Below are 25,480 nucleotides of genomic sequence, written 5' to 3'. Positions count from 1 at the left end.
ACTAACTCTCTTCCTGAGAGTTAGCTACTTAACTTAAAATAGATATAATAAGTTTAATAAATGTATTAACCGTTTATATTTATTTAACTTATCGAGAAATTTCAAAAGGATTATTATGCTGTTAAAACTAGAACGTGGTTTTGATAAATTTGCTGATATGATAGGCTACACTACTGCTTTTGTAATGGTACTTATGATTTTAAATGTAACTTATGATGTTATTATGAGATACTTTTTTAATACAGGAAGTATTGCAATGCAAGAGATGGAGTGGCACTTATTTTCAGTAATTATACTTTTAGGTATATCTTACACATTAAAAGAAGATGGTCATGTAAGAGTTGATTTAATTTATGATAGATTAACTCAAAAGAAAAAAGCCAAAATTAATATGGTTGGAGTAGTTTTATTTATTATTCCTGTTGCTTTACTAATTGCTGCTGAATCTATTCCATTTGTAATAGAATCTTTCAATTCAAATGAACAAAGTGGCGATCCAGGTGGTCTTCCTTATAGATGGTTAGTAAAATCTTTAATACCTTTATCATTTTTCTTATTGATTATTACATCTATTGGATTTTTTATAAAAAATCTAAATGTTTACAAAGGTTTACATGATATGGATGAATATAATTTAAAAGGTGAAATTGAAAATTTAAAAAATGAATTAAACGAACATAAACATCATGTAGTTGACATTGATGGAAAAGAGGAAAACAAATGATTGGTATAATTATGTTTTTTGCCTCATTAGTAATGTTACTATATGGTTTTCCTGTAGCATTTACTTTTGCGGCTGTTTCTTTACTATTTGGTGTAATTGCAGGTATTGTTGAAGTTGGTTTTGATGACGGTGTTTGGCAAGGTATAGTTGATGGACTTGATGAAGGTCTTGGGATGTTTGATTTCATGCCATTTAGAATTATGTCTATTATGCAAAACACTATTTTGATGTCTGTTCCTATGTTTATTTTTATGGGAATTATTTTACAAAAAACTGGACTTGCTGAAAAACTTTTAGAATCTATGGGATTCTTATTTGGAGAAATTAGAGGTGGAGTTGCCATTTCGACTGTACTTGTAGGAACACTTTTAGCTGCTTCAACAGGAGTTGTGGGGGCTAGCGTTGTTGCAATGGGTGTTATTTCACTTCCAGTAATGATGAAATATAAATATAACTTACCATTAGCAACTGGAACTATCTGTGCTTCTGGAACTTTAGGACAAATTATTCCTCCTTCTATTGTTTTAATTATTTTAGGAGATGTTTTCCAAGTACCAGTTGGTGATTTATTTGAAGCTGCTGTTTGGCCAGGTTTATCTTTGGTTGCAGCTTATATTTTATTTATTTTAGTTGTATCTTATATCAAAAAAGATTTTGCCCCTGCAATTCCAAAGGACCCATCAAGAGGAAGCAAATCAAAACAAGTAATAAATGCTTTATTGGCAATTATTCCTTCTTTAACTCTAATTGTTTTAGTTTTAGGTTCAATTTTTGCAGGAGTTGCAACACCAACTGAATCATCAGCGGTTGGTTGTATTGGAGCAATTTTACTTGCAGTTTTATATAAAAGTTTTTCAATAAATATGGTAAAAGAAGCTGCTTTTGAATCTGTAAAAGTAACATCAATGGTATTTGGTATCTTAATAGGAGCAACTGCTTTCTCAATGGTATTTACTTATACTGGTGGAGATGAGATTGTTGAACATTTTATGACAAATTTACCAGGGGATGAAAAAATTGCCTTCATTTTATTTACTATGTTAGCAATATTTATTTTAGGATTCTTTATTGATTTCGTTGAAATTTCATATATCATTGTTCCAATTCTTGTACCAATTGCAGATACATTAGGAATAAGTCCAGTTTGGTTTGCAATTTTAATTGCAATGAATTTACAAACATCATTCTTAACACCTCCGTTTGGATTCTCACTTTTCTATTTAAAAGGAGTTGTGCCAGCAAGTGTAAGAACTATTGATATTTATAAAGGTGTTTTACCATTTATTCTAATACAAGTAGCTGTATTATTAACAATTGTATTTTTCCCAGAATTTTTTGGAATAAAACCATAATTAAGTAAGAGTTTTTCTCTTACTTAAAAGAAAAGAAATGAAAAGAAACAATTTTTTTAAACTTATTTCAAATATAATCTTTAAAACAAAAGATAGAATGTACTCTTTTGTAAATGATCCTCAGCAAAGAATTTATACTGTACCAAGACTTGAATAACATCTATATTTTTTTAACAAAAATAAATATATAAAAAAGGATAAAAAATGTTAGATAGTAAATACCAAAAATTTTTTGATGAGATTTCATTAAAAATCTCAAAAGATAAAATCTTCACAGATAAACTTCATACATTAGCTTATGGAACTGATGCTTCATTTTATAGGTTAATTCCAAAAATAGTAATCAAAACAGATAATGCAAAAGAGGTTCAAGATATTATTGAACTAGCAAACTCTATGAATTTAAGTATTACTTTTAGAGCAGGTGGAACTTCACTTTCAGGTCAAGCAATAAGTGATTCTATTTTAGTTATAACTTCTAGAAACTTTTCAAACTTTAAAATAGCAAGTGATGCAAGTTATATTTCATTAGAACCAGCACTAACTGGTGCTCAAGCAAACGGATTATTAGCAAGATATTCTAAAAAAATAGGTCCTGATCCAGCAAGTATAAATGCTGCTATGATTGGTGGAATTGCTGCAAATAATGCTTCAGGAATGTGTTGTGGAATTTCACAAAATTCATATAAAACTCTAAAATCTATGAAATTGATTTTTGCAGATGGAACTAAACTTGATACGGCTTGTGAAGAGAGTAAAAATGAATTTAGAAAAACTCATGCAGATTTCCTAAAAGATTTAAAAAGCTTTTCAGATGATACAAAAAACAATGAAGAGTTAAGAGCAAAAATTGAAAAGAAATTTAAAATCAAAAATACATGTGGTTACTCAATAAATGCTTTAATTGATTTTGAAGATGAGTTTGAAATTTTACAACACTTAATCATCGGAAGTGAAGGAACTTTAGCCTTTATTGAAGAGATAACTTATTATACAGTTGAAGATTTAAAAGATAAAGCAAGTGCTTTGATTTATTTTAAAGATATGAAAGAAGCCTGTACAGCTGTAACAAAACTAAAACTAGCAAGGGATTCGAAACAAATAGTTGTTGATGCTGTTGAACTTATGGATAGAGCAGCTTTAAGAAGTATAGAAAATGACCCAGTTATGCCAAAATTTATTAAAGATTTTGATGATGAAGTAACAGCACTTTTAATTGAAACAAGAGCAATTAGTGATGACCAACTGAATATCCAAATAACACAAATAGAAGAGTTATTAAAAGAGTTTTCTGTTGTAAGAGATATCTATTTTACAAAAGATGAACAAGAATATACACTTTACTGGAAAATTAGAAAAGGATTATTCCCAGCTGTTGGAGCTGTAAGAGTTACTGGAACAACTGTTATTATTGAAGATGTTGCCTATCCAATTGAATGTTTAGCAGAAGCTACACTTGAACTTCAAGGATTGTTTCAAAAATATGGTTATAGTGAAGCTTTAATTTTTGGACATGCGTTAGAAGGAAATTTCCACTTTGTATTTACTCAAGATTTCTCAGATACAAAAGAGGTAAAAAGATATGATGATTTAATGAATGAAGTTGTTAATTCAGTTGCAGTTAAATACCAAGGAAGCTTAAAAGCAGAGCATGGAACTGGGCGAAATATGGCTGCATTTATTGAAGTAGAGTGGGGATTAGATGCTTATATTATGATGAAAAAAATCAAATCACTATTTGACCCAAAAGGTTTATTAAACCCTGGAGTTATCATAAATGATGATAAAGAAGCTCACTTAAAAAATCTAAAAACACTTCCAGCAACAAACGAAATTGTTGATAAATGTATTGAGTGTGGTTTCTGTGAGCCAACTTGTCCATCAAATGAATTAACACTAACGCCAAGACAAAGAATTGTAATAAATAGAGAGATTTCAAGACTTGAGAGTATTGGAAATCATAAAGAGGCGAAAGAATACAAAAAACTATATCAATATGATGGAATAGAGACTTGTGCAACATGTAGTTTATGTTCAACTGCTTGTCCTGTTAAAATTGATACGGGAAGTTTAACAAAACATTTAAGAGCTGAACAACTAACTCCTGGAGCAAAATCAATTGCAAATTTTGTTGCAAATAATTTTAGTGCAACATTAAAAGGTGTAAGATTTGGTCTTCATAGTGCAAACTTTATGCATAAAGTTTTAGGAACACCAAGTATGGAAACTTTTACTAAAACTATGAGAGATTTAAGTGGGAAAAGAGTTCCAAAATGGTCAACTTATATGCCAAAAGGTACAAATGTAAATCTTAATTTTGAACAACAAGTAAAAGATAAAAAAGTTGTATATTTCCCTTCTTGTATTAGTAGAAGTATGGGTGTAAACGATATGTCAAAAGAGGAAAAAGAGTTATTTGATGTAACAATTGAACTTTTACAAAAAGCTGATTATCAAATCATTTTCCCACAAAATTTATCAAATCTTTGTTGTGGTATGCCATTCTCTTCAAAAGGATTTAATGAAGCAGCACATACAAAGTCAAGTGAACTTGAAGAGGCACTTTTAAACGCAAGTGAGTTTGGTGAATATCCAATTTTATGTGATACAAGCCCTTGTACTAAAAAAATGATGGAGAGTTTTTCACATAAATTATCTATTTATGAACCAATAGAATTTGCCTTAACTTTTTTAACAAAAGATTTAGAATTTACTCCTATTGATGAAGCAATTACTATTCACACAACTTGTAGTTCAAGAAAAATGGGATTAGAGGATAAATTCAAAAAATTAGCACAACTTTGTTCTACAAATGTAATCATCCCAGCAGATGTAAAATGTTGTGGATTTGCAGGGGATAGAGGATTTAATTTCCCTGAACTAAATGATTCAGCTTTAAGATATTTAAAAAAGCAAACAAATGGTGCTAAAATGGCATTCTCTACATCAAAAACTTGTGAAATTGGATTAAGTGAAAAATCTGGACTTGATTATAACTCAATTTTTTATCTAATAAACAGGGTTACAAAAGCTAAAAATTTATAATCTTCTTTATACAAAAACAGATATTTACCATTTTTTTGGTAAAATATCTGCTTTACGAAAGAAGGAATTATTATGTACAAACTTTTCTTATCTCTAATTGTAGGTTCAAGTCTTACTTATGCAGCAATGGTAAATGGTATCGCATTAACTGTAAATGATGAGCCAATCACACTTTATGACATTGATAGAACGATGGCTGTAAACAAAGTAGGTAAAAATGAAGCAGTAAGTTATTTAATTGATAAAATTTTATATGACCAAGTTGTTCAAGAGAACAATATCACAGCAGATGTTTTTGATGTAAATGATTATATTGAAAAACTTGCGAATGCAAATGGTATGGATATTTATACTTTTAAATCAATAGTAAAACAAAAATATCCAGATTATTCTGTTTTTGAAAATGAAGCAAAAAATGCAGTAATTAGACAAAAACTTGTTCAAAAAATAGTAAAAGGTCAACTTGCAATTGCAACGGAAGAGGATATGAAACTTTACTATGAAAAAAATCAAAATCAATTTTTAACAGCAAAAAGTTTTGAAGTAGTTCAATATAGTTCAAAAAATAAAGCTGCTTTATTAGAGACTTTAAAAAATCCATTAAGTGTTTCAGCAGATGTTGAAAGAGCACCTATCACATTAGAAACACAAAGTTTACAACCTCAAATGCAATATTTATTAAATGAAACAAAAATTAATTCATTTACACCAATATTTACTGCAAATAAACAATTTGTTTCACTTTTTTTAGTTAGAAAAAATGGAACAACAGCTCTTTCTTTTGAAAGTGTAAAAGCAAGAATTTTTAACGATATTATGAGTACAAGAGAGAAAAAATATCTTAAAGATTATTTTGAAAAACAAAAATTAACAGCAGATATAAAAATAGTTAGATAAAGGAAATAGATGTCAAGTATGTTTGAAGTAATTATAGGATTAGAAGTACACGCACAATTAAATACGAAAAGTAAACTATTTTGTTCTTGTGCAACAAGTTTTGGAGAAGAACCAAATACAAATGTATGTCCAACTTGTTTAGGATTACCTGGAGCACTTCCTGTTTTAAATAAAGAAGCTGTTCACAAAGCAATTATGCTTGGAACTGCACTAAAAGCTCAAATAAACCAAAAATCAGTTTTTAATAGAAAAAACTACTTCTATCCAGATTTACCAAGTGGTTATCAGATTTCTCAATTTGAAGTGCCAGTTGTTGGACTTGGTGAACTAACTATTGATTTTCCAGATGGAAGACAAAAAACTATTGGAGTTACACGAGCTCACTTAGAAAATGATGCAGGGAAAAATATCCATGCAGGAAGTGTTTCTCACGTTGACTTAAATAGAGCAGGAACTCCACTTTTAGAAATAGTTAGTGAACCTGATATGAGAAGTGCTGAAGAGGCTATTTTATATCTAAAAAAACTTCATTCAATTGTTAGATACCTTGGAATTTCTGATGCGAATATGCAAGAAGGGTCATTTAGATGTGACGTAAATGTTTCTATTAGACCAAAAGGTGACACAAAGTTCTATACTAGATGTGAAATCAAAAATATGAACTCATTTAGATTTATTGAAAAAGCAATTCATTATGAAGTAAATAGACATATTGAAGCTTGGGAAGATGGTGTTCACTCAACTGAAATCGTTCAAGAAACAAGACTTTTTGACCCAAGTACTGGTGAAACAAGAAGTATGAGAGGAAAAGAGGATGCTGCTGATTATAGATATTTCCCAGACCCTGATTTACTTCCTTTAATTATCACTGATGAAATGGTAGCTGAGTATTCAAAAATTCCTGAACTTCCTGATGAGAAAAAAGAGAGATTTGTAAAAGAGTATGGATTAAAAGAGTATGATGCTTCTGTTATCACTGCTTCACTTGAAATGGCAAATTTCTTTGATGAAATGATGAGTGAAGGAATCAGTGCTAAAAATGCAACTACTTGGCTAACTGTTGAATTACAAGGAAGATTAAAAGAGGGTGTTACAATTGAGCAATCTCCAATAACTTCAAAAACTTTAGCAACAATAGTAAAAAGAATTGAAGATAATACAATCTCTGGAAAAGCAGCTAAAGAAGTTCTTGATTATTTAATGGAAAATGATAGTGACGTTGATTCTGTTATCGAAAAACTAGGACTTAAACAAGTTTCTGATGATGGAGCTTTATTAGCAATTATTGATGAAATTTTAAATGCAAATCAAGATAAAGTAGCTGAATATAAATCAGGAAAAGAAAAAATGTTTGGATTCTTCGTTGGACAAGCTATGAAAGCTAGTAAAGGTAGTGCAAATCCAAATAAAATCAATGATTTATTAAAAGAAAGATTAGCTTAATGAATCAGAAATCTATTGCAGTAATAGGTGCAGGGAAATGGGGACAAGCTCTTCATTTTGCACTAAATCAAAGACAAAAATGTTTTATCACTTCAAGAACAAAAAGAGATATTGAAAACTTTGTTGATTTAAAAACTGCTTTAGATTGTGATTATTTAGTAATAGCAATTCCGGCTCAAGAAATAAGAAGTTGGTTAAAAGAGAACTTTGTATTTAAAGGGCAAAAAATACTTGTTGCTTCAAAAGGAATTGAAGCTACAACGGGAGAATTTCTAAATGAAATTTATGCCTCGTTTGTTCCTGATGAAAATATAGGATTTATTTCAGGTCCTTCCTTTGCAGCAGAAGTTATAAAAGGTCTTCCTTGTGCTTTGGTAATAAATACTATTTCAAAAAAACTTTATGTTGAATTTGAAATGTTTTTCCCAGATTTCATAAAAACTTATTACAGTGATGATGTAATTGGTGCAGAAATAGCTGGAGCATATAAAAATGTTTTAGCAATTGCAAGTGGAATTTGTGAAGGATTAAATCTTGGAAAAAATGCACAAGCTTCTTTGATTGCACGAGGTTTAGTAGAGATGCAAAGATTTGGGAAACACTTTGGTGCAGATGAATCCTCTTTTATAGGTTTAAGTGGTGCTGGAGACCTGTTTTTAACTGCAAACTCTACAATGAGTAGAAATTATAGAGTTGGTCTTGGATTAGCACAAAATAAAAAATTAGATGAAATTCTTATTGAATTAGGAGAAGTTGCAGAGGGTGTAAAAACATCAATTGCAATAAAAGATTTATCAAAAGAGCATAATATTTATACTCCCATTGCAAATGAAGTTTATCAAATAATAAATGGTAAAAATCCAAAAGATAGTCTAAGAGATTTACTTAAAAACTAAATTATAAATTTATGAATAGATTTATAATTTTTACTTCGTTTATTTTAGTTTTATCCTTACATTTAGTAGTTTTTACCTACTATAAAAACAATCAACAAAATAAAATTTCAACTTTAGAAAAAAATCAACCTTTACAAATTCAACTAACAAAAGCTTATCAAAAAGAACAAATAAAAGAAGAACTTAAAATTTTTGAAAAAAAAGTTGAAGAAAAAAAGCCCTTAAAAGAAAAAATAAAAAAACCTAAAGAGATAAAAAAAATTGAACCTATAAAACAAAAAGAGACTTTTGTAGAAAAAGAAACTACAACAACACAAGAGATAAAAAGTGCAACTAAAGAAATAAAAACAGAAACCAAAGATAAAAATCAAGAAGAGTCTAAAATACAAATATCAAATCTAATAGATGAATATGGTAAAAAATTAAGAGAAGAGATAAATAAAAATAAAAACTATCCAACTGTTTCTAAAAAACTAAAGGAACAAGGCAAGGTTATAATACGATTTAAAGTGCTCAAAAATGGAATATTTGAAGATATTAGTATTCTTATATCAAGTAACAAAGAAAGACTTGATAAGGCAGCTTTAAATGCTGTTTATGATACAAAAGAGTTTATTCCTTATGATGATAGAATCCAAAAAGAGTTTTTAGAATATGATTTACCTTTAGAATTTATACTAAACTAAAATTAACTATTCAATTTTTTGTGGCTATCTCCCCAAAGATAGAGTTGTTTTAAAATAGGTTTTAAAGTTTTTCCATATTCAGTTAAAGAGTATTCAACTTTTGGTGGAACAACTGGATAAACTTCCCTATGAACTAAACCATCCATTTCTAGCTCTCTTAATTTTTGTATTAACATCTTTTGAGTTGCATTTGGTAAAAGTTTTTCAAGTTCACTAAATCTTTTTTTTTCATCTTTTAAATACCAAATAATCAATATTTTCCATTTTCCAGTAAGTACGTCAATTGCTGTTTCGACAGGACATTTAAAATCTTTATCTAAATTATTATCAAGTTTTTTATTCATATTTGTCTCCAAAAATATCTTTTTAGATAGTACCTTACTTTAAAGTTAGTTCTTGTTCTTTTAAAATATTTTAGCTAAAGTTATATTCAAAGTAAACAAAATAAGGAGTACTATGAAAGCTTTTGTAGTTGAGAAAATTGGAGAAAGAGAATTTACAACAGATATAAAAGAGTTACCTATTCCTAAATGTAAAGAGAATGAAATAGTAATAAAAGTTAGTTACTCATCACTAAATTATAAAGATGCATTAAGTTCAGTAGGAAATCCTGGTGTAACAAGAAAATTTCCTCACATAACAGGTATTGATGTAGCTGGAACAGTATATGAATCAACTTCTACAATATTTAAAGTTGGAGAGAGAGTTTTAGTAACTGGTTATGATTTAGGGATGAATACAGATGGTGGACATGCTCAATATGTAAAAGTTCCAGCTTCTTGGGTTGCTAGAATTCCTGATTCAATTACAGATAAAGAGATAATGACTTTTGGAACAGCAGGATTAACAGCAGCTTTAAGTATAAATGAACTAATCTCAAATGGCGTAAAAGCAGAATCAGGAGATATTTTAGTAACAGGTGCAACAGGTGGAGTAGGTTCAATTGCTGTATCAATATTAAGTAAATTAGGTTATAACGTAACTGCACTTTCTGGGAAAAAAGAGAGAATCGAATACTTAAAAAGAATCGGTGCAAATGAAGTAATCTTAAGAGATGAATTCCTTGATTTATCTAATAGACCATTATTAAGTGAAAAATATGCAGGTGTTGTAGATACAGTTGGTGGAGATATATTAGCTCAAGCACTAAAACAGATAAAATATGATGGAGTTGCAACTTGTTGTGGACTTACATCTTCTCATGAATTAAATACAAATGTATTTCCATTTATTTTAAGAGGTGTTAGATTAATTGGTATTGATTCTGTTGAATGTAAATTAGAGAAAAAACAAGCTGCTTGGGAAAAACTTGCAAGTAGATGGAAAATCAACACTTTAAGTAATATAACAAATGAAATCACACTAAATGAAATTAAAGATGCTTATGAAAACTTATTATCAGGGAAAGCTGTTGGAAGATATGTAGTAAAAATAAAAGAGTAGATTAAATTTTTTAATCTACTTCTATCTCTCCATCCATTACCTTTTGACTATAAATAGTCTCACTTCCAGTTTGAAGTATTTTTGCTTGGTCAATCCATTGATTATTTTTAGCACATCCAGGTATTACTAAATAAGCCTCTACCCATTCTGCATTTTTATTTGACCATTTTGCAATTTGGTCAAAATGATAAATTCCTAGATTGTTCAAATCAGCTTCTATTTTAGAGTTAATTCCTTTTATTTTTTTAAGATTATCTTTACCTGTTGGTCTTGGAAAACTTAAAACTAAAGGTTTGAAGTGTAAAGGTGAACTTCTTTTAAATATAGGATTTATAGCTGCTATATTTTTTGCATCAATTTTTATCTGAAATGAATCATCATTTTTCACAGTTTTTATAGCTGGATTATATGATTTTGCAACAATATACCCTAAAATAAATCCAATAATAAGTGCAATGAACAAATTTGTTACTATTAATGAAGCAACTTCAAACATTATTTTATTCTCCTAAAATATTAAATTCAACTCTTCTATTTATTTCAGATAAACCATTTTCATCATCTTTTGCAATTGGGAATTCTTCTCCATAACCAACAGCTTTGATTCTATTTTCATCTATTCCTAATCCAACTAAAAACTCTTTCACACTATTAGCTCTATCTTGTGAAATTTGTTTATTTAGTTCATCTTTTCCTCTTGAATCCGTATGTCCTGCCACTTCAACTTTTAGAGTTGGATTTTCTTTTAAGATTTTTGAGATATCTAAAACAACTGCTTTTGACTCTTCTGTCATAGATGAACTTCTTCTTTCAAAAGTAATTTTTTTAACTTTTAAAATATTATTAATTTCAGCTTGAATATCTTTAATATTTGGTGCAGTAACTTTAGAGATAATCTCTTCTACTTTTTTCTCTTTTGCTAACTCTTGTACTGTTTTATTTTCAACTATAGGTTCTACAGCATTTTTATTTTCTACAACTTCATCTTTTTGTTCAGTTGTCTCAGCCAATTTCTCTTGTAATACTTCATTTGGAAGTTTTATATTAGTTTTTAAATCTAAATTTACTCTTGTAAAAAGAGTATCCAACAAATCTTTATAATTTGCATCTTTTAAAACACCTGAAATAGTAACTTCATTATTACTTACTACAATTTGCGAATCATCAGCAAAAAAATCTTTAAAAGGGGTAATTAGAGTAACTAAATTTTCTACTAAATTCTCATCTGAAACTCTATTCTCTTCAAATTTATAGTCACCTTCTCGATTTACTGTTAAAAAATCTGCAATTTTTTGTGCATCAGATTCATTTCTAAAAATACCTGACATTTCAAGCACACCATCTTTTTTAACTAAGGTAAAAGTGAAAGGTTTATCTTCATCTTCATCTCTAAAGACATTGAAGATTTTATCTGTAAAACTATCATCACTTAAAGAAGTGTTATTTTTATTTTCAAAATATTCTTTGTAATCAAAACCATAAATTGAAAAAACATTTAAAAGAAGAAAACATACGAGTAAAAAAATTATTTTTCGTACAAGAGACATTAAAACCCTTTTTTTAATATAATCTACTAAATTATATCTTTAAATAACTAACTATAAGTTGAATTGATATCTAATTAAAACTTAGTAAAATAAATTAATTTTAAAATTTAATTTATTTGTTATAATTACATATAAATTTTTTAAAGAAGAAGATTATGCAACATATTATAAATTCTGCTCAAACTTGCCTTGATTGCAAAAAACCAAAGTGCCAAACTGGCTGTCCTGTAAAAACACCAATTGCTGATATGATAAGACTTTTTTTAAGTGGAAACATAAAAGAAGCTGGTGAAATGGTATTTAATAATAATCCTTTATCAATAATTTGTTCACTTGTTTGTCCCCATGAAAAACATTGTGAGGGTCATTGTGTTTTAAATAAAAAATCAACTCCTGTAAATGTTGGTGGAATTGAAAACTATATTTCAACTTATTATATGAATTATAGGGAATTTGAAAAGCCTGAACTTAATGGAAGAAATTTAGCAATTATTGGTTCAGGACCAGCAGGAATAAGCTTAGCTATGATGATGGCTTTAAAAGGTTACAATGTAACAATGTATGAAGGAAATAATCAAATAGGTGGAGTTTTAAGATTTGGTATTCCTGATTTTAGACTTGATAAAACTATTCTTGATAAAATCGAAGAAAATCTAAAAAAACTTGGTGTAAAAATCAGAAAAAATATAATGATTGGTAAAAATATTACCCTTGATGATTTACAAAGAGATGGTTTTGATGCAATATTCATAGGAACTGGTGTTTGGGCTCCTAAAAAACTTGGAATTAAAGGTGAAAGTTTAGGAAATGTACATTTTGCAATTGATTATTTAAAAACACCTAAAGCCTATGATTTAGGGAAAAAAGTTGTAGTTGTTGGAGCTGGAAATGTGGCTATGGATGTTGCTAGAACTGCCATACGAAATGGCTCACGGGAAGTTTCAGTGATGTATAGAAAAGGTGAAGACTCAATGCCTGCTGAAAAAATAGAAATTGAACACGCAAAAATTGATGGTGTAAAATTTAATTTATATAAAAATCCTTTAGAGTTTACAGAAGAGGGAATAAAATATGAACATACAAATCCAGATGAAATGTATGGATTTGGGTTTGAAAAAGCTGATTCAATTTTAGTTGCCATTAGCCAAACAGCAAGGGATTTAATCGTAAAAAACAATACAGGATTAAGTCTTGGAGAAAATGGTTTATTACAAAGTGATGAAAATGGAGTTACAACAAGAAGGGGAGTTTTTGCATCTGGTGATGTAGTAACAGGTGCAAGAACTGTTGTAGAAGCAGTCGCTTTTTCAAAAAGAGTTGCAGTTTCAATAGAAGAGTATATAAGTACTCTTCCACCGAAAATAAAGCCTTATTAGGCTTTACTTAGGATTTCTAACCAAAAATATTTATTTGCTACACCTTTTTCTACTGGTTTCCAACCATAGGTTATAGAATGTAAATATAAAACATCATCTAATAATTTAAAAGTTAATTCTTTATTTGTATATTTGCCTAAAATTTCTGAAAAAATTGCATAAACATGATTCTCATCTTCATCAACTTTATAATTAAAATTATCCAAATTTTCTAATTGTTTATCTAAAAAATCTATGATTCTATCTTTTGACATAATTATCCTTTTTAATGAAAGGGCGTATTGTATAGTTTTATAACTTGCAATTATATAATTTATAAGCAATTGATTATAATCAATGATTGACAAAAGCTAAATTCATATAATTCCCCAAATTTTTTAAAGGATTATATATTATGAGTATGTTTTGTTATCAATGTGAAATGAGTCAAAAAGGTGGTTGTGGAAGCACGGGAGCAACAGTAGGAACGTGTGGAAAAGATGAAAATCTATCAAGATTACAAGATATTATGATTTTTGGTTTAAAAGGTCTTAGTGCATATAGAGAACATCTAAACACTTTTAAACCAGAACTTACAAAAGAGATAGATGATGTTATGAGTGAAACACTTTATTTTACACTTACAAATGTAAATTTTAATTTTAATGACCACATAAAACAATTAATGAAAGTTGGAAGTGCTGGTGTTAAAGTAATGGAGAGTTTATCAAATACTCACACAGCTAAATTTGGTATTCCAACACCTGTTAAAATTCCTCAAAACAAAGTTGAAGGAAAAGCTATCTTAGTTTCTGGACATGATTTAGAGATGTTTGAAAGATTGTTAATAGCAACGGAGGGTAAAGGAATCAATGTTTATACGCACTCTGAAATGTTACCAGCTCATGGTTATCCAGAACTTAGAAAATATCCTCACCTAAAAGGAAATGTTGGAAAAGCATGGTTTGACCAAGCAAAACTAATGGAAAAATTCCCTGGAACTTTTGTAGTAAATACAAACTGTATTGTTCCTCCAAAGAAAAATTGTGGATATTTAGATAGATTATTCACTTACAAAATTGTAGGTGTTGAAGGTTCAACTCCAATTGAAAATGATAACTTTGATGCTTTAATTAAAAGAACTTTAGAGTGTCCTGATGCAAATGGAATTGATTTTAATGAAGATACAACATTAGTTACAGGTCACCACTATAAAACAGTTCTTACTTTAGCGCCACAAATTTTAAAAGCTTTAGAAGAGGGAAAAATCAAACAATTCTTTGTAGTTGCTGGTTGTGATGCACCAGGAAAGGGTGGAGAGTATTATAGAGAATTAACTTCATCTTTACCAAAAGATTGTGTAATCATCACTTCATCTTGTGGAAAATTCAGATTTAATGATATTGATTTTGGAGAGATTGAAGGAACTGGGATTCCTAGATATTTAGACTTAGGTCAATGTAATGATAGTAATGGTGCTGTTCAAATTGCAACTGCTTTAAGTGGTGCTTTAAATACACCTATCAATGATTTACCAATCTCTATTGTTTTATCTTGGATGGAGCAAAAAGCAGTGATTATTTTACTTGCTTTATTCTCACTTGGAGTAAAAAATATTTATTTAGGACCAAAACCACCACAATTTGTAAATGAAGATATTTTCAACTTCTTAGCTGAAAATTTTAATCTTACACTTACAACAAATGTTAAAGATGATTTGAAAAAACTTCTTATTGCATAAAAATAAAGGGATTTATTTCCCTTTATTTTTTCCAGTTTTTATATGGATTTTTCATCAAATTTGAGTTGTAATATCTTTCATCAGAGGTAACTTCTTCTTTTATCCAAGAAGGGAGTTTTATAGTTTCATCTTCACAACTTAGTTCAACTTCAGCAACAACTAAACCTTCATTTTCACCATAAAAAATATCTAGTTCAAAAGTATGATTTTCATACTCAATTAAATATCTTGTTTTATCAATAACTGGTTTTTGACAAAGTTTATCAAGCATCTCATTTGCTTCATCTAAAGGAATTTCATATTCAAACTCTAATCTACTAACTCCAACATTTGAGCCTTTTATTGTTAAATAGGCTTTATCATTTTTTACTCGAACTCGAACCACTGCCTCTTTATTTGTTGATAAATAACCTTGTTTTATTCTATTTCCAGTTTGTAAAGTTCCAAGTTTTTCCAAATCAACTAAATATTTTCTCTCTATTTCTAAAGCCATTTTCTCTCTTTTTTAGTTTTTCTAATTTTATCGAAAAAATTTATTTGAAACTATTTTTTTGTGATAGAATTAAAAAAAGGAGTTACCATGAAAACAATAGTGAGTTTATTTGTGTTTTTAAGTGCTGTTTTTGCTTCAGAACTTCCTGAAGAATTTGACAAACTTCTTTACGAAAAAGGTGAAAAAGTTTTTGAAAAAAAATGTATGGAATGCCATGAAAAATATATGGATATTCCCCTTTTAATGAAAAATTTTATAGAAGAAAATAACAAACTTTTAAATCTAAAAGCTCCAACTGGAAATGAAATCTCTTTTAGATTAAAACAACAAATTGGAAGCCGTGATGATATGGAGTTTCATCTGCACCAAACAAATGACTTTTTAAAAGATTATTTATACAATCCAGATTTATCAAAAACTATTTGCCTTGAAGGAGTTATTAGACACTTTAAAGTAATGCCAAGTATGAAAGGTAAAATAACAGAAGAAGAGATAGAAGAGGTTAATCACTTTTTATACTTTTTAGAGGGATTTAATGGTGTTAATAACTACTTTCATAAAGAAGAATTAGAATTAAAATAAGGAGATATGATGAAAAAATTTGTTTTATCAATGGTTACTTTAGCCTCACTTGCTTTTGCTGATGGAAATATTACTTATAAAATAGATGGAAAAGATTATGAAGCTTATTATGTAAATGCAACAAAAAATGCACCTTTGGTTTTTATGGTACATGATTGGGATGGAATTACTGATTATGAGATAAAAAGAGCTTCAATGTTAAAGGAGTTAGGTTACTCTGTTTTTGCAGTTGATTTATATGGGAAAGGTGTTCGTCCAACTGAACTTGCTGATAAAAAAGCCATGACAAAATCTTTATATGATAATAGAGAAGAGATGAGAAAAAGACTAAATGCAGGATTCGAAGAGGCTAAAAAATTAGGTTTAAATACATCAAACTCTGTTGGAATGGGTTATTGTTTTGGTGGAAGTTCTATTTTAGAAATGGCAAGAAGTGGAGCAGAGTTAAAAGCATTTATTCCTTTTCATGGAAATCTAGCAACTCCAAATGGACAAGATTATAAAAATACAAAAGGAAATATTGTAGTTTTCCACGGAAGTGCAGATACAGTTGTTCCTTTTAGTGAATTTGCTGATTTAGCTGTGGAGTTAGAAAAAACTGGAATTAACCATGAGATGATAACTTACAGCAAAGCACCACATGCCTTTTCTGTATTTGGAGCAAAAAGTTATGAAGAGGTTGCAGATAAAAAATCTTGGAAAAGATTTACAGAAGTTTTAGAAGAGACATTAAAATAAAAGCAAGTAAACCTTGCTTTTATTATTGTTCAAGTATATCTAACGTTGGTTCCCAAGAGTTAGTAAAAATATGTTTTTCTAATCTTGCTTTTATTTCATCTGGGATTTTTATAGCCATTTTTGTAGAAAAATCATAATGAATTAAAACTGATTTTGAAGAAGTACATAAAATTCCCTTTTGATAAACAGCATGTTTTAACTCAAAAGATGAATTTCCTATCTTTGATACAGCTGTTTTTATAACAACTTCTTCACCCCAAAATACCTCTTTTAAAAAGTCATTTGAACTGTGAGCCATCACTAAATTCCATTTTTTTACATCCAAGTTTGGTAAAAATAGTTTGTATATTGGCTCCCTTGCCGCTTCAAACCAAACTCCGTAAGTATTATTATTTATATGTCCTAAAGCATCTGTTTCGCTAAATCTTGGCATTATATTTTGTGTTAACACTGTTTTCTCCAATCAAAAGAGAAAAGTTTAACGAAATGAGTTTAGAGAAAAATAAAATTAAAAAATATAGAAAGAGAAAAATCCTCTTTCTTCTGTATTAAAATATATAATAAAAATTGTTTTCAAAAAAGTTTGTTAATACATTTACTATTACATCTGTAATCACATTTGAAAAAACATCAAAAATATATTTAACTATTATTTTTGCAAAATCTAACATTTTAACTCCATAAAAATTGCACAACAAGGTACTCTTATTGTTTTTTGATTTAACAATTTCACAATAGTTTATGATTAATAAAGAAGATATCAGATAGAATTTCAATCTCACAAGAAAGACATCTGTTATCGGTTTTTAATAATCGGTAACTTTTGTTTAATCATCACCTATAACATTTATATTTTAAGAAATATGTGGAGTTTTAAAACTTCAACACATAAATCTAATTTTTAGAAGTCGTCGAAATCTATACTTCCCTTACTATAATTAACAACATTCCCTTCAAAGAAATTCGTTCTTTGGTCATTGAAAGACGCATAACCATCAACCCATGGGATAGGATGTTTTACATTGTATTCTGGTTTATATCCAACAGCTTCTAATCTTCTATCAGCTAAGTATTGAATATATTGTTTGATAATTCCATCTGTAAATCCAAGGATTTGCCCTTGAGTGATATATGCTCCCCAAGATGATTCAAGTTCTACAGCTTTTCTAAACATTGCTCTTACTGTCTCTTCTAACTCTTGAGTAAATAAATCAGGTCTTTCTTTTCTAACACTATTTATCATGTTTTGGAAAAGTAAAAGGTGAGTTACTTCATCTCTTTGGATAAATCTAATCATTTGAGAACTTCCAAGCATTTTTCCTGATTTTCCAAGGGCATAAATAGCTGCAAATCCCGCATAAAAATATAAACCTTCTAAAATCTGATTTGCAAAAAGTGCTAAAACGATTTTTTCATCAGTGATTTCACCTGAAAGATTTTTATAAACATCTGCAATATAGTTGTTTTTTTCTCTTAATTTTGCATCGTTTTTCCACATATCATAAATCAAATCTGTATTATCAGAAATAGACTCAACCATAACTGCATAAGATTTACTATGATTTGCTTCTTCGTAAGATTGTCTACTTAAACAAGCATTTATTTCAGGAGCTGTTATATATGGATTTATATTGTCCATTAAATTATTTGTTTGTAAAGAATCCATAAAAATAAGTTGAGATAAAACTAAATCATACATTCTTTTTTCTGCAGGTGTTAAAAACTTATAATCTTTTGCATCACCTGTCATTTGAACTTCTCTTGGAAACCAAGTATTTGCTTCCATTGTATCCCAAAGATTTAAAGCCCATTGATATTTCATTTTTGTGAAATTAATCATTCCATCACTATTTCCACCAAAAATTCTTCTATCGTTTAAACTCTCTTTTGAGTCTGGGTTATATATGGTTTTTCTATCCATTTGGAAGTCCTTTGCTTTTTTCTAAAATTTTATTATATTTATTGATTTGTTCGTATAAAAAGAATGTAAGGTTATCTTACTGACAACCTGCACACTCCATACTTCTATCTTCTACATCATTTTTTGCTTCAGGAGATTGGCTTCTTAAATAGTATGTTGATTTAAGACCTAGTTTCCAAGCTAATGTATAAATTTCATGTAAATATTTTCCACTTGCTTTATCTAAACTCATAAAAATATTTGTAGATTGACCTTGGTCTATCCATTTTTGTCTAATTGCAGCTGCTTTAATAACTTGTAATTGGTCAATTTCAAAAGCAGGTGTATAATATGCCCAAGTTTCAGGGCTTAGTTTTGGAACAACAACTGGAATTAATCCTGATAAGTTTTCCTCAAACCATTTTCTTTTATAAACTGGCTCAATAGCTTGAGTAGTTCCAACTAAAATAGAAATAGAAGAAGTTGGAGCAACAGCCATTAAGTAACCATTTCTCATTCCATCTTTTTTAACTTTTTCTCTTAATACATCCCAATCATAAGAAGTGTCAAATAAGTCTTTATCTACAAGTGCATTTACAGCTTGTGGAGCATGGTCGTGAGGCATAATACCTTGAGACCATTTAGAACCTTCAAAAGTTGGATAAATACCTTTTTCTATTGCTAAATCTGAACTTGATTTAATTGCATTATATGAAATTGCTTCCATAACTTGGTCAATTTTTTTGAAGTGTTCATTTGAACCCCAAGCTAGTTTGTATTCAGCTAACATTTCAGCTTCACCCATAACACCAAGACCAATACTTCTTGATTTTAGGTTTGTTACTTTTACTTTTTTAAGTGGATAGAAGTTTAAATCAATTACATTATCTAGCATTCTAATAGCTATTGGAACAACTCTTTCAATATCCTCTTTTGTATTTATTCTTGATAGATTTATTGAAGCTAAATTACAAACAGCTGTATCTCCATCAATTTTCTCTTTTTCTACTATAAATACTCTTTTTCCATTGATGCTATCAAGTGCAGAAACTTTATTTGCTTTTTTAGTAATTCCACCATCAACAACAACTAAATCCTCTTCATCAAAAGTTTGAACTGTTCCATCTACAAACTCAAGTCTGATTTTGTAGTAGTTTGGATTTGTATTTTGGAAAATCTCTGTACAAAGATTTGAACTTCTAATATGCCCAACATGAGAGTTTGGATTTGCTCTATTAGCATTATCTTTGAAACATAAGAATGGACTTCCAACTTCAAAATATGAAGTTAGGATTTTTTTCCATAAATCTTTTGCTTTCATTCTATCTTTTGTAATAGTTTCATCATTTTCGTAAGCAATATATTTTGCTTTGAACTCATCACCAAAACATTCACTTAAATCTTTTACTTCATAAGGGTCAAATAAAGTCCAATAAGAGTCTTCTAAAACTCTTTCCATAAATAAATCTGTAATCCAAAGAGCTGGGAATAAATCATGCGCTCTTCTTCTTTCTTCACCAGAGTTTTTCTTTAAATCAACAAAATCAACAATATCCATATGCCATGGTTCCATATAAACAGCAATTGCACCTTTTCTAGTCCCAAGTTGGTCAACAGCAATTGCAATATCATTTGTGATTTTTAAAAATGGTACAGTTCCACCAGCAGCACTTTTGTGGTCATCAATAACTCCACCTAAAGCTCTGATTTGGTTCCAATCCCAACCAATTCCTCCACCATATTTAGATAGAAGTGCCATCTCTTTGTATCCATCAAAAATACCTTCAATATTATCAGGACTTGACCCAATATAACAAGATGATAATTGATGTCTATTTGTTCTAGCATTTGATAGAGTTGGAGTTGCAAGCATTACTTCAAATTTAGAAATAACATCATAAAACTCTTTTGCACATTGTTGTTTATTTTTTTCATCTTGAGCTAAGAACATAGCAATAGCCATAAACATTTGTTGAGGAAGTTCTATTGGCTCTGCATTTCTATTTTTTATTAAATATCTATCGTATAAAGTTTTAATACCTAGGTAGTTAAATAAAAAGTCTCGTTCTGGTTTAATATATGCATTTAAGTCATCTAAATCAAAACCTTCACCAAGACTAGGAATTAATCTTCCAGCCTCTTTTCCATATTTTAAATAATCTCTTAAATGACAATATGGTTCACCTTTAATACCATGAGTTACTTTTCCAACTCTATGGTATAAATCAAATACAAATAGTCTAGCAGCTACAAATGTCCAGTTTGGAACATCAATATCAATTTTTTCAACTGCTGTTTTGATTAAAGCATCTTGGATATCCGAACTACTCATACCGTCAATAAATTTAATTTGAGCATCAAGTTCTAACTCACTTTGACTAACACCATCTAAATCAGCTGTTGCCTCAATAGTCATTTTTTGAATTTTAGTAATATCTAAAACTTCTTTACGACCATTTCTTTTTTGAATCATAATTCCCATAAAATACTACCTTATTATTTAAAAACTCTATTAAAAATAGCGTCTACATTTTTTGTGTAATAATCAAAATTAAAACACTCTCTAATTTGTTCTTCACTTAATGATGCTCTTAATTCTTCATCAGCTAATAGATATTGAAGATATAAAGATTCACCTTTTTCATTTGTAGTAGGTTTTCCTTTTTGAATCTCTTCCCAAACTTTCATAGCATTTCTTTGAACAATTCTATAAGCATCTTCTCTACTTACACCTTGAAGTGGTAACTCTAATAATACTCTTTGAGAGAATACTAATCCACCAGTTAAGTTTAAGTTTTTCATCATATTTTCAGGCATAACTGTTAAGTTTGCAATAACGCTATTCATTCTGTGTAACATAAAGTCTGTTGTTATAAATGCATCTGGTAACCAAAATCTTTCAGTTGAAGAGTGAGAAATATCTCTTTCATGCCAAAGTGCAACATTTTCCATTGCTGGAATTGCATAAGCTCTAATCATTCTTGCAAGTCCAGTAATATTTTCAGTTAAAATAGGATTTCTTTTATGTGGCATAGCTGAACTTCCTTTTTGACCTTTTGCAAAATATTCTTCAGCTTCATAAACTTCTGTTCTTTGTAAATGTCTTACTTGAACTGCAAATTTTTCAACACTAGATGCAAGTAAAGCTAAAGCCGTTGCAAGTCTTGCGTATCTATCTCTGTGAATAACTTGATTTGAACAAGGTTCTGGTTTTAATCCTAATTCAGCCATCGCATACTCTTCAAGTTCAAGAGGTGCATGAGCAAAGTTACCCATAGCTCCAGAAATTTGACCAACAGCAATAACATCCATAGTCTCTTCTAAATTTTTTAAGTGCCTTGCAACTTCATCATACCAAACAGCTAAAGTTAAACCAAAAGTTATTGGTTCACCATGAATACCATGACTTCTTCCTACCATTAAAGTCATTTTATGCTCAAAGGCTCTTTTTTTGATAGATTCCATCAGCATTTTTACATCTTCAATAATAATTTTTAAAGAGTCTCTCATTTGAAGTGCAACACCTGTATCAACAGCGTCTGATGAAGTCATACCATAGTGGAACCATCTTGATTCTTCACCTAATGATTCAGATACACTTGTATTAAAAGCAATTAAATCATGTTTTGTAATAGCTTCAATTTCTTCGATTCTTTCAACTGAAAAAGTTGCATTTTTTACAATTTTCTCACAATCAGAATCAGGAATAAGTCCTAGTTTATTCCAAGCTTTTACAGCAGCCTTTTCAACTTCAAGCCATGCAGCATATCTTGCATGTTGCGTCCAATTTTTTGCCATTTCTTCTCTTGCGTATCTTTCAACCATCTAATGTCCCTTGTAATCATATTTTCTATAAAATTTATTAAAAATTTTTATTAATTTAAGTATGATATTGTATCTAAAAAGCCAAAATCTAAAATAAAAAATATAATAAAAAATAACAGAATTTGAAAAAAATATAGGGAAAAAATTTGCCATTTACACTAAGAAAACACAAAGCGATTAAAGATAAAAAAATACAAATATTTTTAATCCAAGATTTAGGAATAGACCCAAAAGTAGGGCAGAGGTTAACATCAAAAGGAAGAATTTTTGATGAAAATATGAATACAATAAATTCAGGGGAAAATATTCCAACAGAATATATTTATATAGCTGTTTTTGAAGGAGAAACAAGAGGTTTAAAGCCACTGTTGGAGTTTAGAGATTTTGCAATCTTTGATAAACCAACAAATCTTATGGTTCATCCTATTTCAAAAAATACACCTTACTCTTTACTTGATGAAATTAGGTTTCATTTTGGTGAAAATGCAAATTTAATACATAGAATTGATGCAGAAACTTCTGGACTTGTAATTGTTGGAAAAAATAAACAAAGTGAAATTGATTTAAAAGAGATGTTCCAAGAGAAAAAATATCATAAATCTTATTTAGCAATTGTTCAAGGTGAATTAAAAGAAGAGATAACAATTAATAAAGGTCTTGATAGGGAAGGAAAAGCTATTGGAGTTAGGATGATGGTTTGTGATGAAGGAAAAGAGTCAATAACAATTATAAAACCTATTAAATATAATAAAGAAAAAGATTTAACTCTAATTGAGGCTTTACCACTAACAGGAAGACAACATCAAATAAGAGTTCATCTTCACTCTATTGGTCATACAATTTTAGGTGATCCAATTTATGGTGTTGATGATGAAAATGCAGAAAACTATCTAAATAAAACTCTAAGTGAAGAGGATAGATTTAGTATAACAAAATCAAATCGTTTATGGCTTCATGCAAACTATTTAGAGTTTGAATATAAAAATGTAACTTATAAGATTTTTTCAAAAAATAGAGATTTATATAATGAATTTTCATTTTAATAATTTTTTTATGAGGAATTATTAAAAACATTTATTTATTATTTTTTAAGGGAAAGTTATTAGAATTCTTAAATAAAATTTAATTATTAAAGAAGAGAAATAACTTTGAAAAATAGAGAAATAGAATTAAATAAGAAAATGATGATTGTTTCTGAAACAAATGAAAAAGGAATAATTACTTACGCAAATAACGATTTCTGTAGTATTGCTGGATTTTCAAAAGAAGAACTTATTGGAAAACCACACAGTTTAGTAAGACATCAAGATATGCCAAAAGCTGCCTTTGAAGATTTATGGAAAACTGTAAAAGCAGGAAAGATTTGGAATGGAATTGTTAAAAATCGAACAAAAAATGGTGGATTTTATTGGGTAAATGCAACTGCCTACCCATCAAAAACAAGAAATGGGGAGATTCGTTACATTTCAGTAAGAGTTAAACCTACAAAAGAAGAGATTGAAAAGGCTGAAAAGCTATACAAAACGATGAAATAAGGAGCATAATGTTTTTTTCTAACAAAGGTAATACAGATATTCTTGAAGCTCTTGATAATATTGATTTATTCATTAATAACAAAATAAATTCTATTCCTGAAATAGAGGGTGTTTGTACAGGATTTAATGAACAAATAAAAATCAAACTAGAAAAAATAACTAATTCTTTAAAACAAAAAAATGAAGAAGAGTTAAAAGTTTATGGTGAGATTATGTTGATTTCAGAAAAATTTGCTGATGGAAATATCAATGATATAATCCATCATACTGAAACATCAAATGAAAAGCTAAATTATATTTCAAATACATATAATACTCTTGTTGAAAATTTAAAATTAATAATTGAAACTATACTTCAGACATTAAATGAATATTCTGAAAATAACTATACAAGAAAAATTGAAATGCCACATCTTCAAGGTGAGTTTAAATTATTGGTTGAGGGAGTAAATCATTTAAGAGAAACTATTACTTCAATGTTAATTGAAAATAAATCAAATGGTTTAACCCTTGATAAAAATTCAGAAATATTACTTGAAAATGTAAGAAAATTAAATAAAGGCTCAAATGAAGCAGCTGTTTCTTTAGAAGAATCAGCGGCTGCTTTAGAAGAGATAACAAGTAATCTAAGAAATAATACAGATAAAATATCATTAATGACTAATTTATCTACAAAATTAAGACAACTTACAATAAATGGCGAAAATCTTGCCAATGAAACTACAATAGCAATGGAAGAGATAAATACGGAAGTAAAATCAATAAACGAAGCTATTACAATCATTGACCAAATTGCTTTTCAAACAAATATTCTTTCACTTAATGCAGCTGTTGAAGCAGCAACTGCGGGGGAAGCTGGAAAAGGATTTGCGGTTGTTGCGGGGGAAGTGCGAAATCTTGCAAATAGAAGTGCTGAAGCAGCACGTGAAATTAAAAAGATTGTTGAAAGTGCGACTTTAAAAGCAACAAATGGGAAAGATATTGCAAATAATATGATTGAAGGGTATAAAGAGTTAAGTGAAAATATAAATTCTACTACAGATATCATTCATGATATACAAAATGCATCTAAAGAGCAATTACAAGGAATTGAACAAATCAATAACTCTATAAATCTATTAGATAAACAAACTCAAGAAAATGCAACTATTGCAAATGAGTCTTATGAAGCAACACTTATTACAGATAAGTTATCAAAACTTATTGTAACAAATGCTAATCAAAAAGAGTTTGTAGGAAAAGAGTCTGTAAAAGCTAAAGATAATTTATAGACTCAAA

25 protein-coding genes are annotated in these 25,480 nt (G+C 29.0%); 15 read left to right on the top strand and 10 right to left on the bottom strand.

The annotated features are described in order from the left end of the window. The first annotated feature begins 115 nt into the window (after window positions 1–115). The 7 genes from AELL_RS00405 (at window position 116) to AELL_RS00375 (ending at window position 9,043) form a co-directional block, all read left to right on the top strand. Window positions 116–724, top strand: a complete 609-nt coding sequence (locus AELL_RS00405; RefSeq protein ID WP_192941205.1) for a TRAP transporter small permease subunit — start codon at window positions 116–118, stop codon at window positions 722–724. Beyond that, window positions 721–2,076 carry a TRAP transporter large permease gene (locus tag AELL_RS00400; RefSeq protein ID WP_118916041.1) on the top strand — a complete coding sequence of 452 codons (1,356 nt, stop codon included), beginning with the start codon at window positions 721–723 and terminating at the stop codon, window positions 2,074–2,076. The genes AELL_RS00405 and AELL_RS00400 overlap by 4 nt, the downstream gene beginning before the upstream one ends. 204 nt (window positions 2,077–2,280) lie before the next feature. Beyond that, window positions 2,281–5,121 (top strand): FAD-binding and (Fe-S)-binding domain-containing protein, encoded by a 2,841-nt coding sequence (locus AELL_RS00395; RefSeq protein WP_118916040.1) that lies wholly within the window; start codon window positions 2,281–2,283, stop codon window positions 5,119–5,121. 72 nt (window positions 5,122–5,193) lie between these two features. Then, on the top strand, window positions 5,194–6,018 hold the full coding sequence (locus AELL_RS00390) for a peptidylprolyl isomerase (protein WP_118916039.1): 825 nt from the start codon (window positions 5,194–5,196) through the stop codon (window positions 6,016–6,018). 18 nt (window positions 6,019–6,036) lie between these two features. Then, a complete protein-coding gene (gene gatB, locus AELL_RS00385; RefSeq protein ID WP_118918587.1) occupies window positions 6,037–7,461 on the top strand; it encodes an Asp-tRNA(Asn)/Glu-tRNA(Gln) amidotransferase subunit GatB in 1,425 nt (474 codons plus the stop codon). Continuing rightward, window positions 7,461–8,357, top strand: a complete 897-nt coding sequence (locus AELL_RS00380; RefSeq protein ID WP_118916038.1) for an NAD(P)H-dependent glycerol-3-phosphate dehydrogenase — start codon at window positions 7,461–7,463, stop codon at window positions 8,355–8,357. Before gatB ends, AELL_RS00380 begins: the two co-directional genes overlap by 1 nt. A gap of 11 nt (window positions 8,358–8,368) precedes the next feature. Beyond that, window positions 8,369–9,043, top strand: coding sequence for an energy transducer TonB (locus AELL_RS00375; RefSeq protein WP_118916037.1), 675 nt, complete (start codon window positions 8,369–8,371; stop codon window positions 9,041–9,043). A 2-nt stretch (window positions 9,044–9,045) separates the two neighbouring features. Here the strand turns inward: AELL_RS00375 and AELL_RS00370 are convergent, their stop codons facing one another. Further along, entirely contained in the window at window positions 9,046–9,387 is a 342-nt protein-coding gene (locus tag AELL_RS00370; RefSeq protein WP_118916036.1) for a winged helix-turn-helix transcriptional regulator, read from the bottom strand. Between the two features lie 112 nt (window positions 9,388–9,499). On the opposite strand from AELL_RS00370, the gene AELL_RS00365 reads away from it, so the two are divergent. Further along, on the top strand, window positions 9,500–10,486 hold the full coding sequence (locus tag AELL_RS00365) for a YhdH/YhfP family quinone oxidoreductase (RefSeq protein ID WP_118916035.1): 987 nt from the start codon (window positions 9,500–9,502) through the stop codon (window positions 10,484–10,486). A gap of 10 nt (window positions 10,487–10,496) precedes the next feature. Here the strand turns inward: AELL_RS00365 and AELL_RS00360 are convergent, their stop codons facing one another. After that, window positions 10,497–10,982: an NADH-quinone oxidoreductase subunit E gene (locus AELL_RS00360; RefSeq protein WP_118916034.1), complete on the bottom strand. Its 486-nt coding sequence runs from the start codon at window positions 10,980–10,982 to the stop codon at window positions 10,497–10,499. A 4-nt stretch (window positions 10,983–10,986) separates the two neighbouring features. Continuing rightward, complete coding sequence (locus AELL_RS00355) at window positions 10,987–12,033, bottom strand: OmpA family protein (protein WP_118916033.1); 1,047 nt, start codon at window positions 12,031–12,033, stop codon at window positions 10,987–10,989. A gap of 155 nt (window positions 12,034–12,188) precedes the next feature. On the opposite strand from AELL_RS00355, the gene AELL_RS00350 reads away from it, so the two are divergent. Further along, window positions 12,189–13,409 carry an NAD(P)-dependent oxidoreductase gene (locus AELL_RS00350; protein ID WP_226805997.1) on the top strand — a complete coding sequence of 407 codons (1,221 nt, stop codon included), beginning with the start codon at window positions 12,189–12,191 and terminating at the stop codon, window positions 13,407–13,409. On the opposite strand, the gene AELL_RS00345 is transcribed toward AELL_RS00350, so the two are convergent. Continuing rightward, window positions 13,406–13,663 carry a hypothetical protein gene (locus AELL_RS00345; RefSeq protein ID WP_118916031.1) on the bottom strand — a complete coding sequence of 86 codons (258 nt, stop codon included), beginning with the start codon at window positions 13,661–13,663 and terminating at the stop codon, window positions 13,406–13,408. The genes AELL_RS00350 and AELL_RS00345 overlap by 4 nt on opposite strands. Window positions 13,664–13,803: 140 nt before the next feature. Here AELL_RS00345 and hcp point away from each other — a divergent pair, with 140 nt between their 5' ends. Further along, a complete protein-coding gene (gene hcp / locus AELL_RS00340; protein ID WP_118916030.1) occupies window positions 13,804–15,129 on the top strand; it encodes a hydroxylamine reductase in 1,326 nt (441 codons plus the stop codon). A 22-nt stretch (window positions 15,130–15,151) separates the two neighbouring features. Here hcp and AELL_RS00335 read toward each other — a convergent pair whose 3' ends face one another. After that, entirely contained in the window at window positions 15,152–15,622 is a 471-nt protein-coding gene (locus AELL_RS00335) for a CYTH domain-containing protein (protein WP_118916029.1), read from the bottom strand. A gap of 87 nt (window positions 15,623–15,709) precedes the next feature. On the opposite strand from AELL_RS00335, the gene AELL_RS00330 reads away from it, so the two are divergent. After that, the gene (locus AELL_RS00330) at window positions 15,710–16,204 is read left to right on the top strand and encodes a hypothetical protein (RefSeq protein WP_118916028.1); all 495 of its coding nucleotides are present in this window, start codon (window positions 15,710–15,712) and stop codon (window positions 16,202–16,204) included. Window positions 16,205–16,213: 9 nt separating this feature from the next. Continuing rightward, a complete protein-coding gene (locus tag AELL_RS00325; protein WP_118916027.1) occupies window positions 16,214–16,942 on the top strand; it encodes a dienelactone hydrolase family protein in 729 nt (242 codons plus the stop codon). A 22-nt stretch (window positions 16,943–16,964) separates the two neighbouring features. On the opposite strand, the gene AELL_RS00320 is transcribed toward AELL_RS00325, so the two are convergent. From AELL_RS00320 to purB, 5 genes are all read right to left on the bottom strand, one after another. Then, the gene (locus AELL_RS00320) at window positions 16,965–17,393 is read right to left on the bottom strand and encodes an acyl-CoA thioesterase (RefSeq protein WP_118916026.1); all 429 of its coding nucleotides are present in this window, start codon (window positions 17,391–17,393) and stop codon (window positions 16,965–16,967) included. A 97-nt stretch (window positions 17,394–17,490) separates the two neighbouring features. Further along, window positions 17,491–17,613: a hypothetical protein gene (locus AELL_RS14395; protein ID WP_268878298.1), complete on the bottom strand. Its 123-nt coding sequence runs from the start codon at window positions 17,611–17,613 to the stop codon at window positions 17,491–17,493. 230 nt (window positions 17,614–17,843) lie between these two features. Further along, entirely contained in the window at window positions 17,844–18,863 is a 1,020-nt protein-coding gene (locus AELL_RS00315; RefSeq protein ID WP_118916025.1) for a ribonucleotide-diphosphate reductase subunit beta, read from the bottom strand. 76 nt (window positions 18,864–18,939) lie between these two features. Beyond that, window positions 18,940–21,324, bottom strand: a complete 2,385-nt coding sequence (locus AELL_RS00310; protein WP_118916024.1) for a ribonucleoside-diphosphate reductase subunit alpha — start codon at window positions 21,322–21,324, stop codon at window positions 18,940–18,942. A gap of 14 nt (window positions 21,325–21,338) precedes the next feature. Further along, window positions 21,339–22,667, bottom strand: a complete 1,329-nt coding sequence (gene purB, locus AELL_RS00305) for an adenylosuccinate lyase (RefSeq protein WP_118916023.1) — start codon at window positions 22,665–22,667, stop codon at window positions 21,339–21,341. Between the two features lie 146 nt (window positions 22,668–22,813). On the opposite strand from purB, the gene AELL_RS00300 reads away from it, so the two are divergent. The 3 genes from AELL_RS00300 (at window position 22,814) to AELL_RS00290 (ending at window position 25,473) form a co-directional block, all read left to right on the top strand. Next, on the top strand, window positions 22,814–23,710 hold the full coding sequence (locus tag AELL_RS00300) for an RluA family pseudouridine synthase (RefSeq protein ID WP_118916022.1): 897 nt from the start codon (window positions 22,814–22,816) through the stop codon (window positions 23,708–23,710). 105 nt (window positions 23,711–23,815) lie between these two features. After that, on the top strand, window positions 23,816–24,202 hold the full coding sequence (locus tag AELL_RS00295) for a PAS domain-containing protein (protein WP_118916021.1): 387 nt from the start codon (window positions 23,816–23,818) through the stop codon (window positions 24,200–24,202). 8 nt (window positions 24,203–24,210) lie between these two features. Then, a complete protein-coding gene (locus AELL_RS00290) occupies window positions 24,211–25,473 on the top strand; it encodes a methyl-accepting chemotaxis protein (RefSeq protein WP_118916020.1) in 1,263 nt (420 codons plus the stop codon). Window positions 25,474–25,480 lie beyond the last annotated feature (7 nt).

The sequence above is a fragment of the Arcobacter ellisii genome, from assembly GCF_003544915.1.
Classification (GTDB): domain Bacteria; phylum Campylobacterota; class Campylobacteria; order Campylobacterales; family Arcobacteraceae; genus Aliarcobacter; species Aliarcobacter ellisii.
Note: the sequence above shows the minus strand (reverse complement) of the source record. Positions and strands in the feature narration are given on the sequence as shown.

Coding starts and splice junctions, on each gene's coding strand:
- AELL_RS00390 (WP_118916039.1), top strand. CDS start 5,194: ATGTACAAACTTTTCTTATCTCTAATTGTAGGTTCAAGTCTTACTTAT.
- AELL_RS00365 (WP_118916035.1), top strand. CDS start 9,500: ATGAAAGCTTTTGTAGTTGAGAAAATTGGAGAAAGAGAATTTACAACA.
- purB (WP_118916023.1), bottom strand. CDS start 22,667: ATGGTTGAAAGATACGCAAGAGAAGAAATGGCAAAAAATTGGACGCAA.
- AELL_RS00345 (WP_118916031.1), bottom strand. CDS start 13,663: ATGTCAAAAGATAGAATCATAGATTTTTTAGATAAACAATTAGAAAAT.
- AELL_RS00395 (WP_118916040.1), top strand. CDS start 2,281: ATGTTAGATAGTAAATACCAAAAATTTTTTGATGAGATTTCATTAAAA.
- AELL_RS00400 (WP_118916041.1), top strand. CDS start 721: ATGATTGGTATAATTATGTTTTTTGCCTCATTAGTAATGTTACTATAT.
- AELL_RS00405 (WP_192941205.1), top strand. CDS start 116: ATGCTGTTAAAACTAGAACGTGGTTTTGATAAATTTGCTGATATGATA.
- AELL_RS00360 (WP_118916034.1), bottom strand. CDS start 10,982: ATGTTTGAAGTTGCTTCATTAATAGTAACAAATTTGTTCATTGCACTT.
- hcp (WP_118916030.1), top strand. CDS start 13,804: ATGAGTATGTTTTGTTATCAATGTGAAATGAGTCAAAAAGGTGGTTGT.
- AELL_RS00290 (WP_118916020.1), top strand. CDS start 24,211: ATGTTTTTTTCTAACAAAGGTAATACAGATATTCTTGAAGCTCTTGAT.
- AELL_RS00325 (WP_118916027.1), top strand. CDS start 16,214: ATGAAAAAATTTGTTTTATCAATGGTTACTTTAGCCTCACTTGCTTTT.
- AELL_RS00370 (WP_118916036.1), bottom strand. CDS start 9,387: ATGAATAAAAAACTTGATAATAATTTAGATAAAGATTTTAAATGTCCT.
- gatB (WP_118918587.1), top strand. CDS start 6,037: ATGTTTGAAGTAATTATAGGATTAGAAGTACACGCACAATTAAATACG.
- AELL_RS00380 (WP_118916038.1), top strand. CDS start 7,461: ATGAATCAGAAATCTATTGCAGTAATAGGTGCAGGGAAATGGGGACAA.
- AELL_RS00330 (WP_118916028.1), top strand. CDS start 15,710: ATGAAAACAATAGTGAGTTTATTTGTGTTTTTAAGTGCTGTTTTTGCT.
- AELL_RS14395 (WP_268878298.1), bottom strand. CDS start 17,613: ATGTTAGATTTTGCAAAAATAATAGTTAAATATATTTTTGATGTTTTT.
- AELL_RS00310 (WP_118916024.1), bottom strand. CDS start 21,324: ATGGGAATTATGATTCAAAAAAGAAATGGTCGTAAAGAAGTTTTAGAT.
- AELL_RS00375 (WP_118916037.1), top strand. CDS start 8,369: ATGAATAGATTTATAATTTTTACTTCGTTTATTTTAGTTTTATCCTTA.
- AELL_RS00315 (WP_118916025.1), bottom strand. CDS start 18,863: ATGGATAGAAAAACCATATATAACCCAGACTCAAAAGAGAGTTTAAAC.
- AELL_RS00350 (WP_226805997.1), top strand. CDS start 12,189: ATGCAACATATTATAAATTCTGCTCAAACTTGCCTTGATTGCAAAAAA.
- AELL_RS00335 (WP_118916029.1), bottom strand. CDS start 15,622: ATGGCTTTAGAAATAGAGAGAAAATATTTAGTTGATTTGGAAAAACTT.
- AELL_RS00355 (WP_118916033.1), bottom strand. CDS start 12,033: ATGTCTCTTGTACGAAAAATAATTTTTTTACTCGTATGTTTTCTTCTT.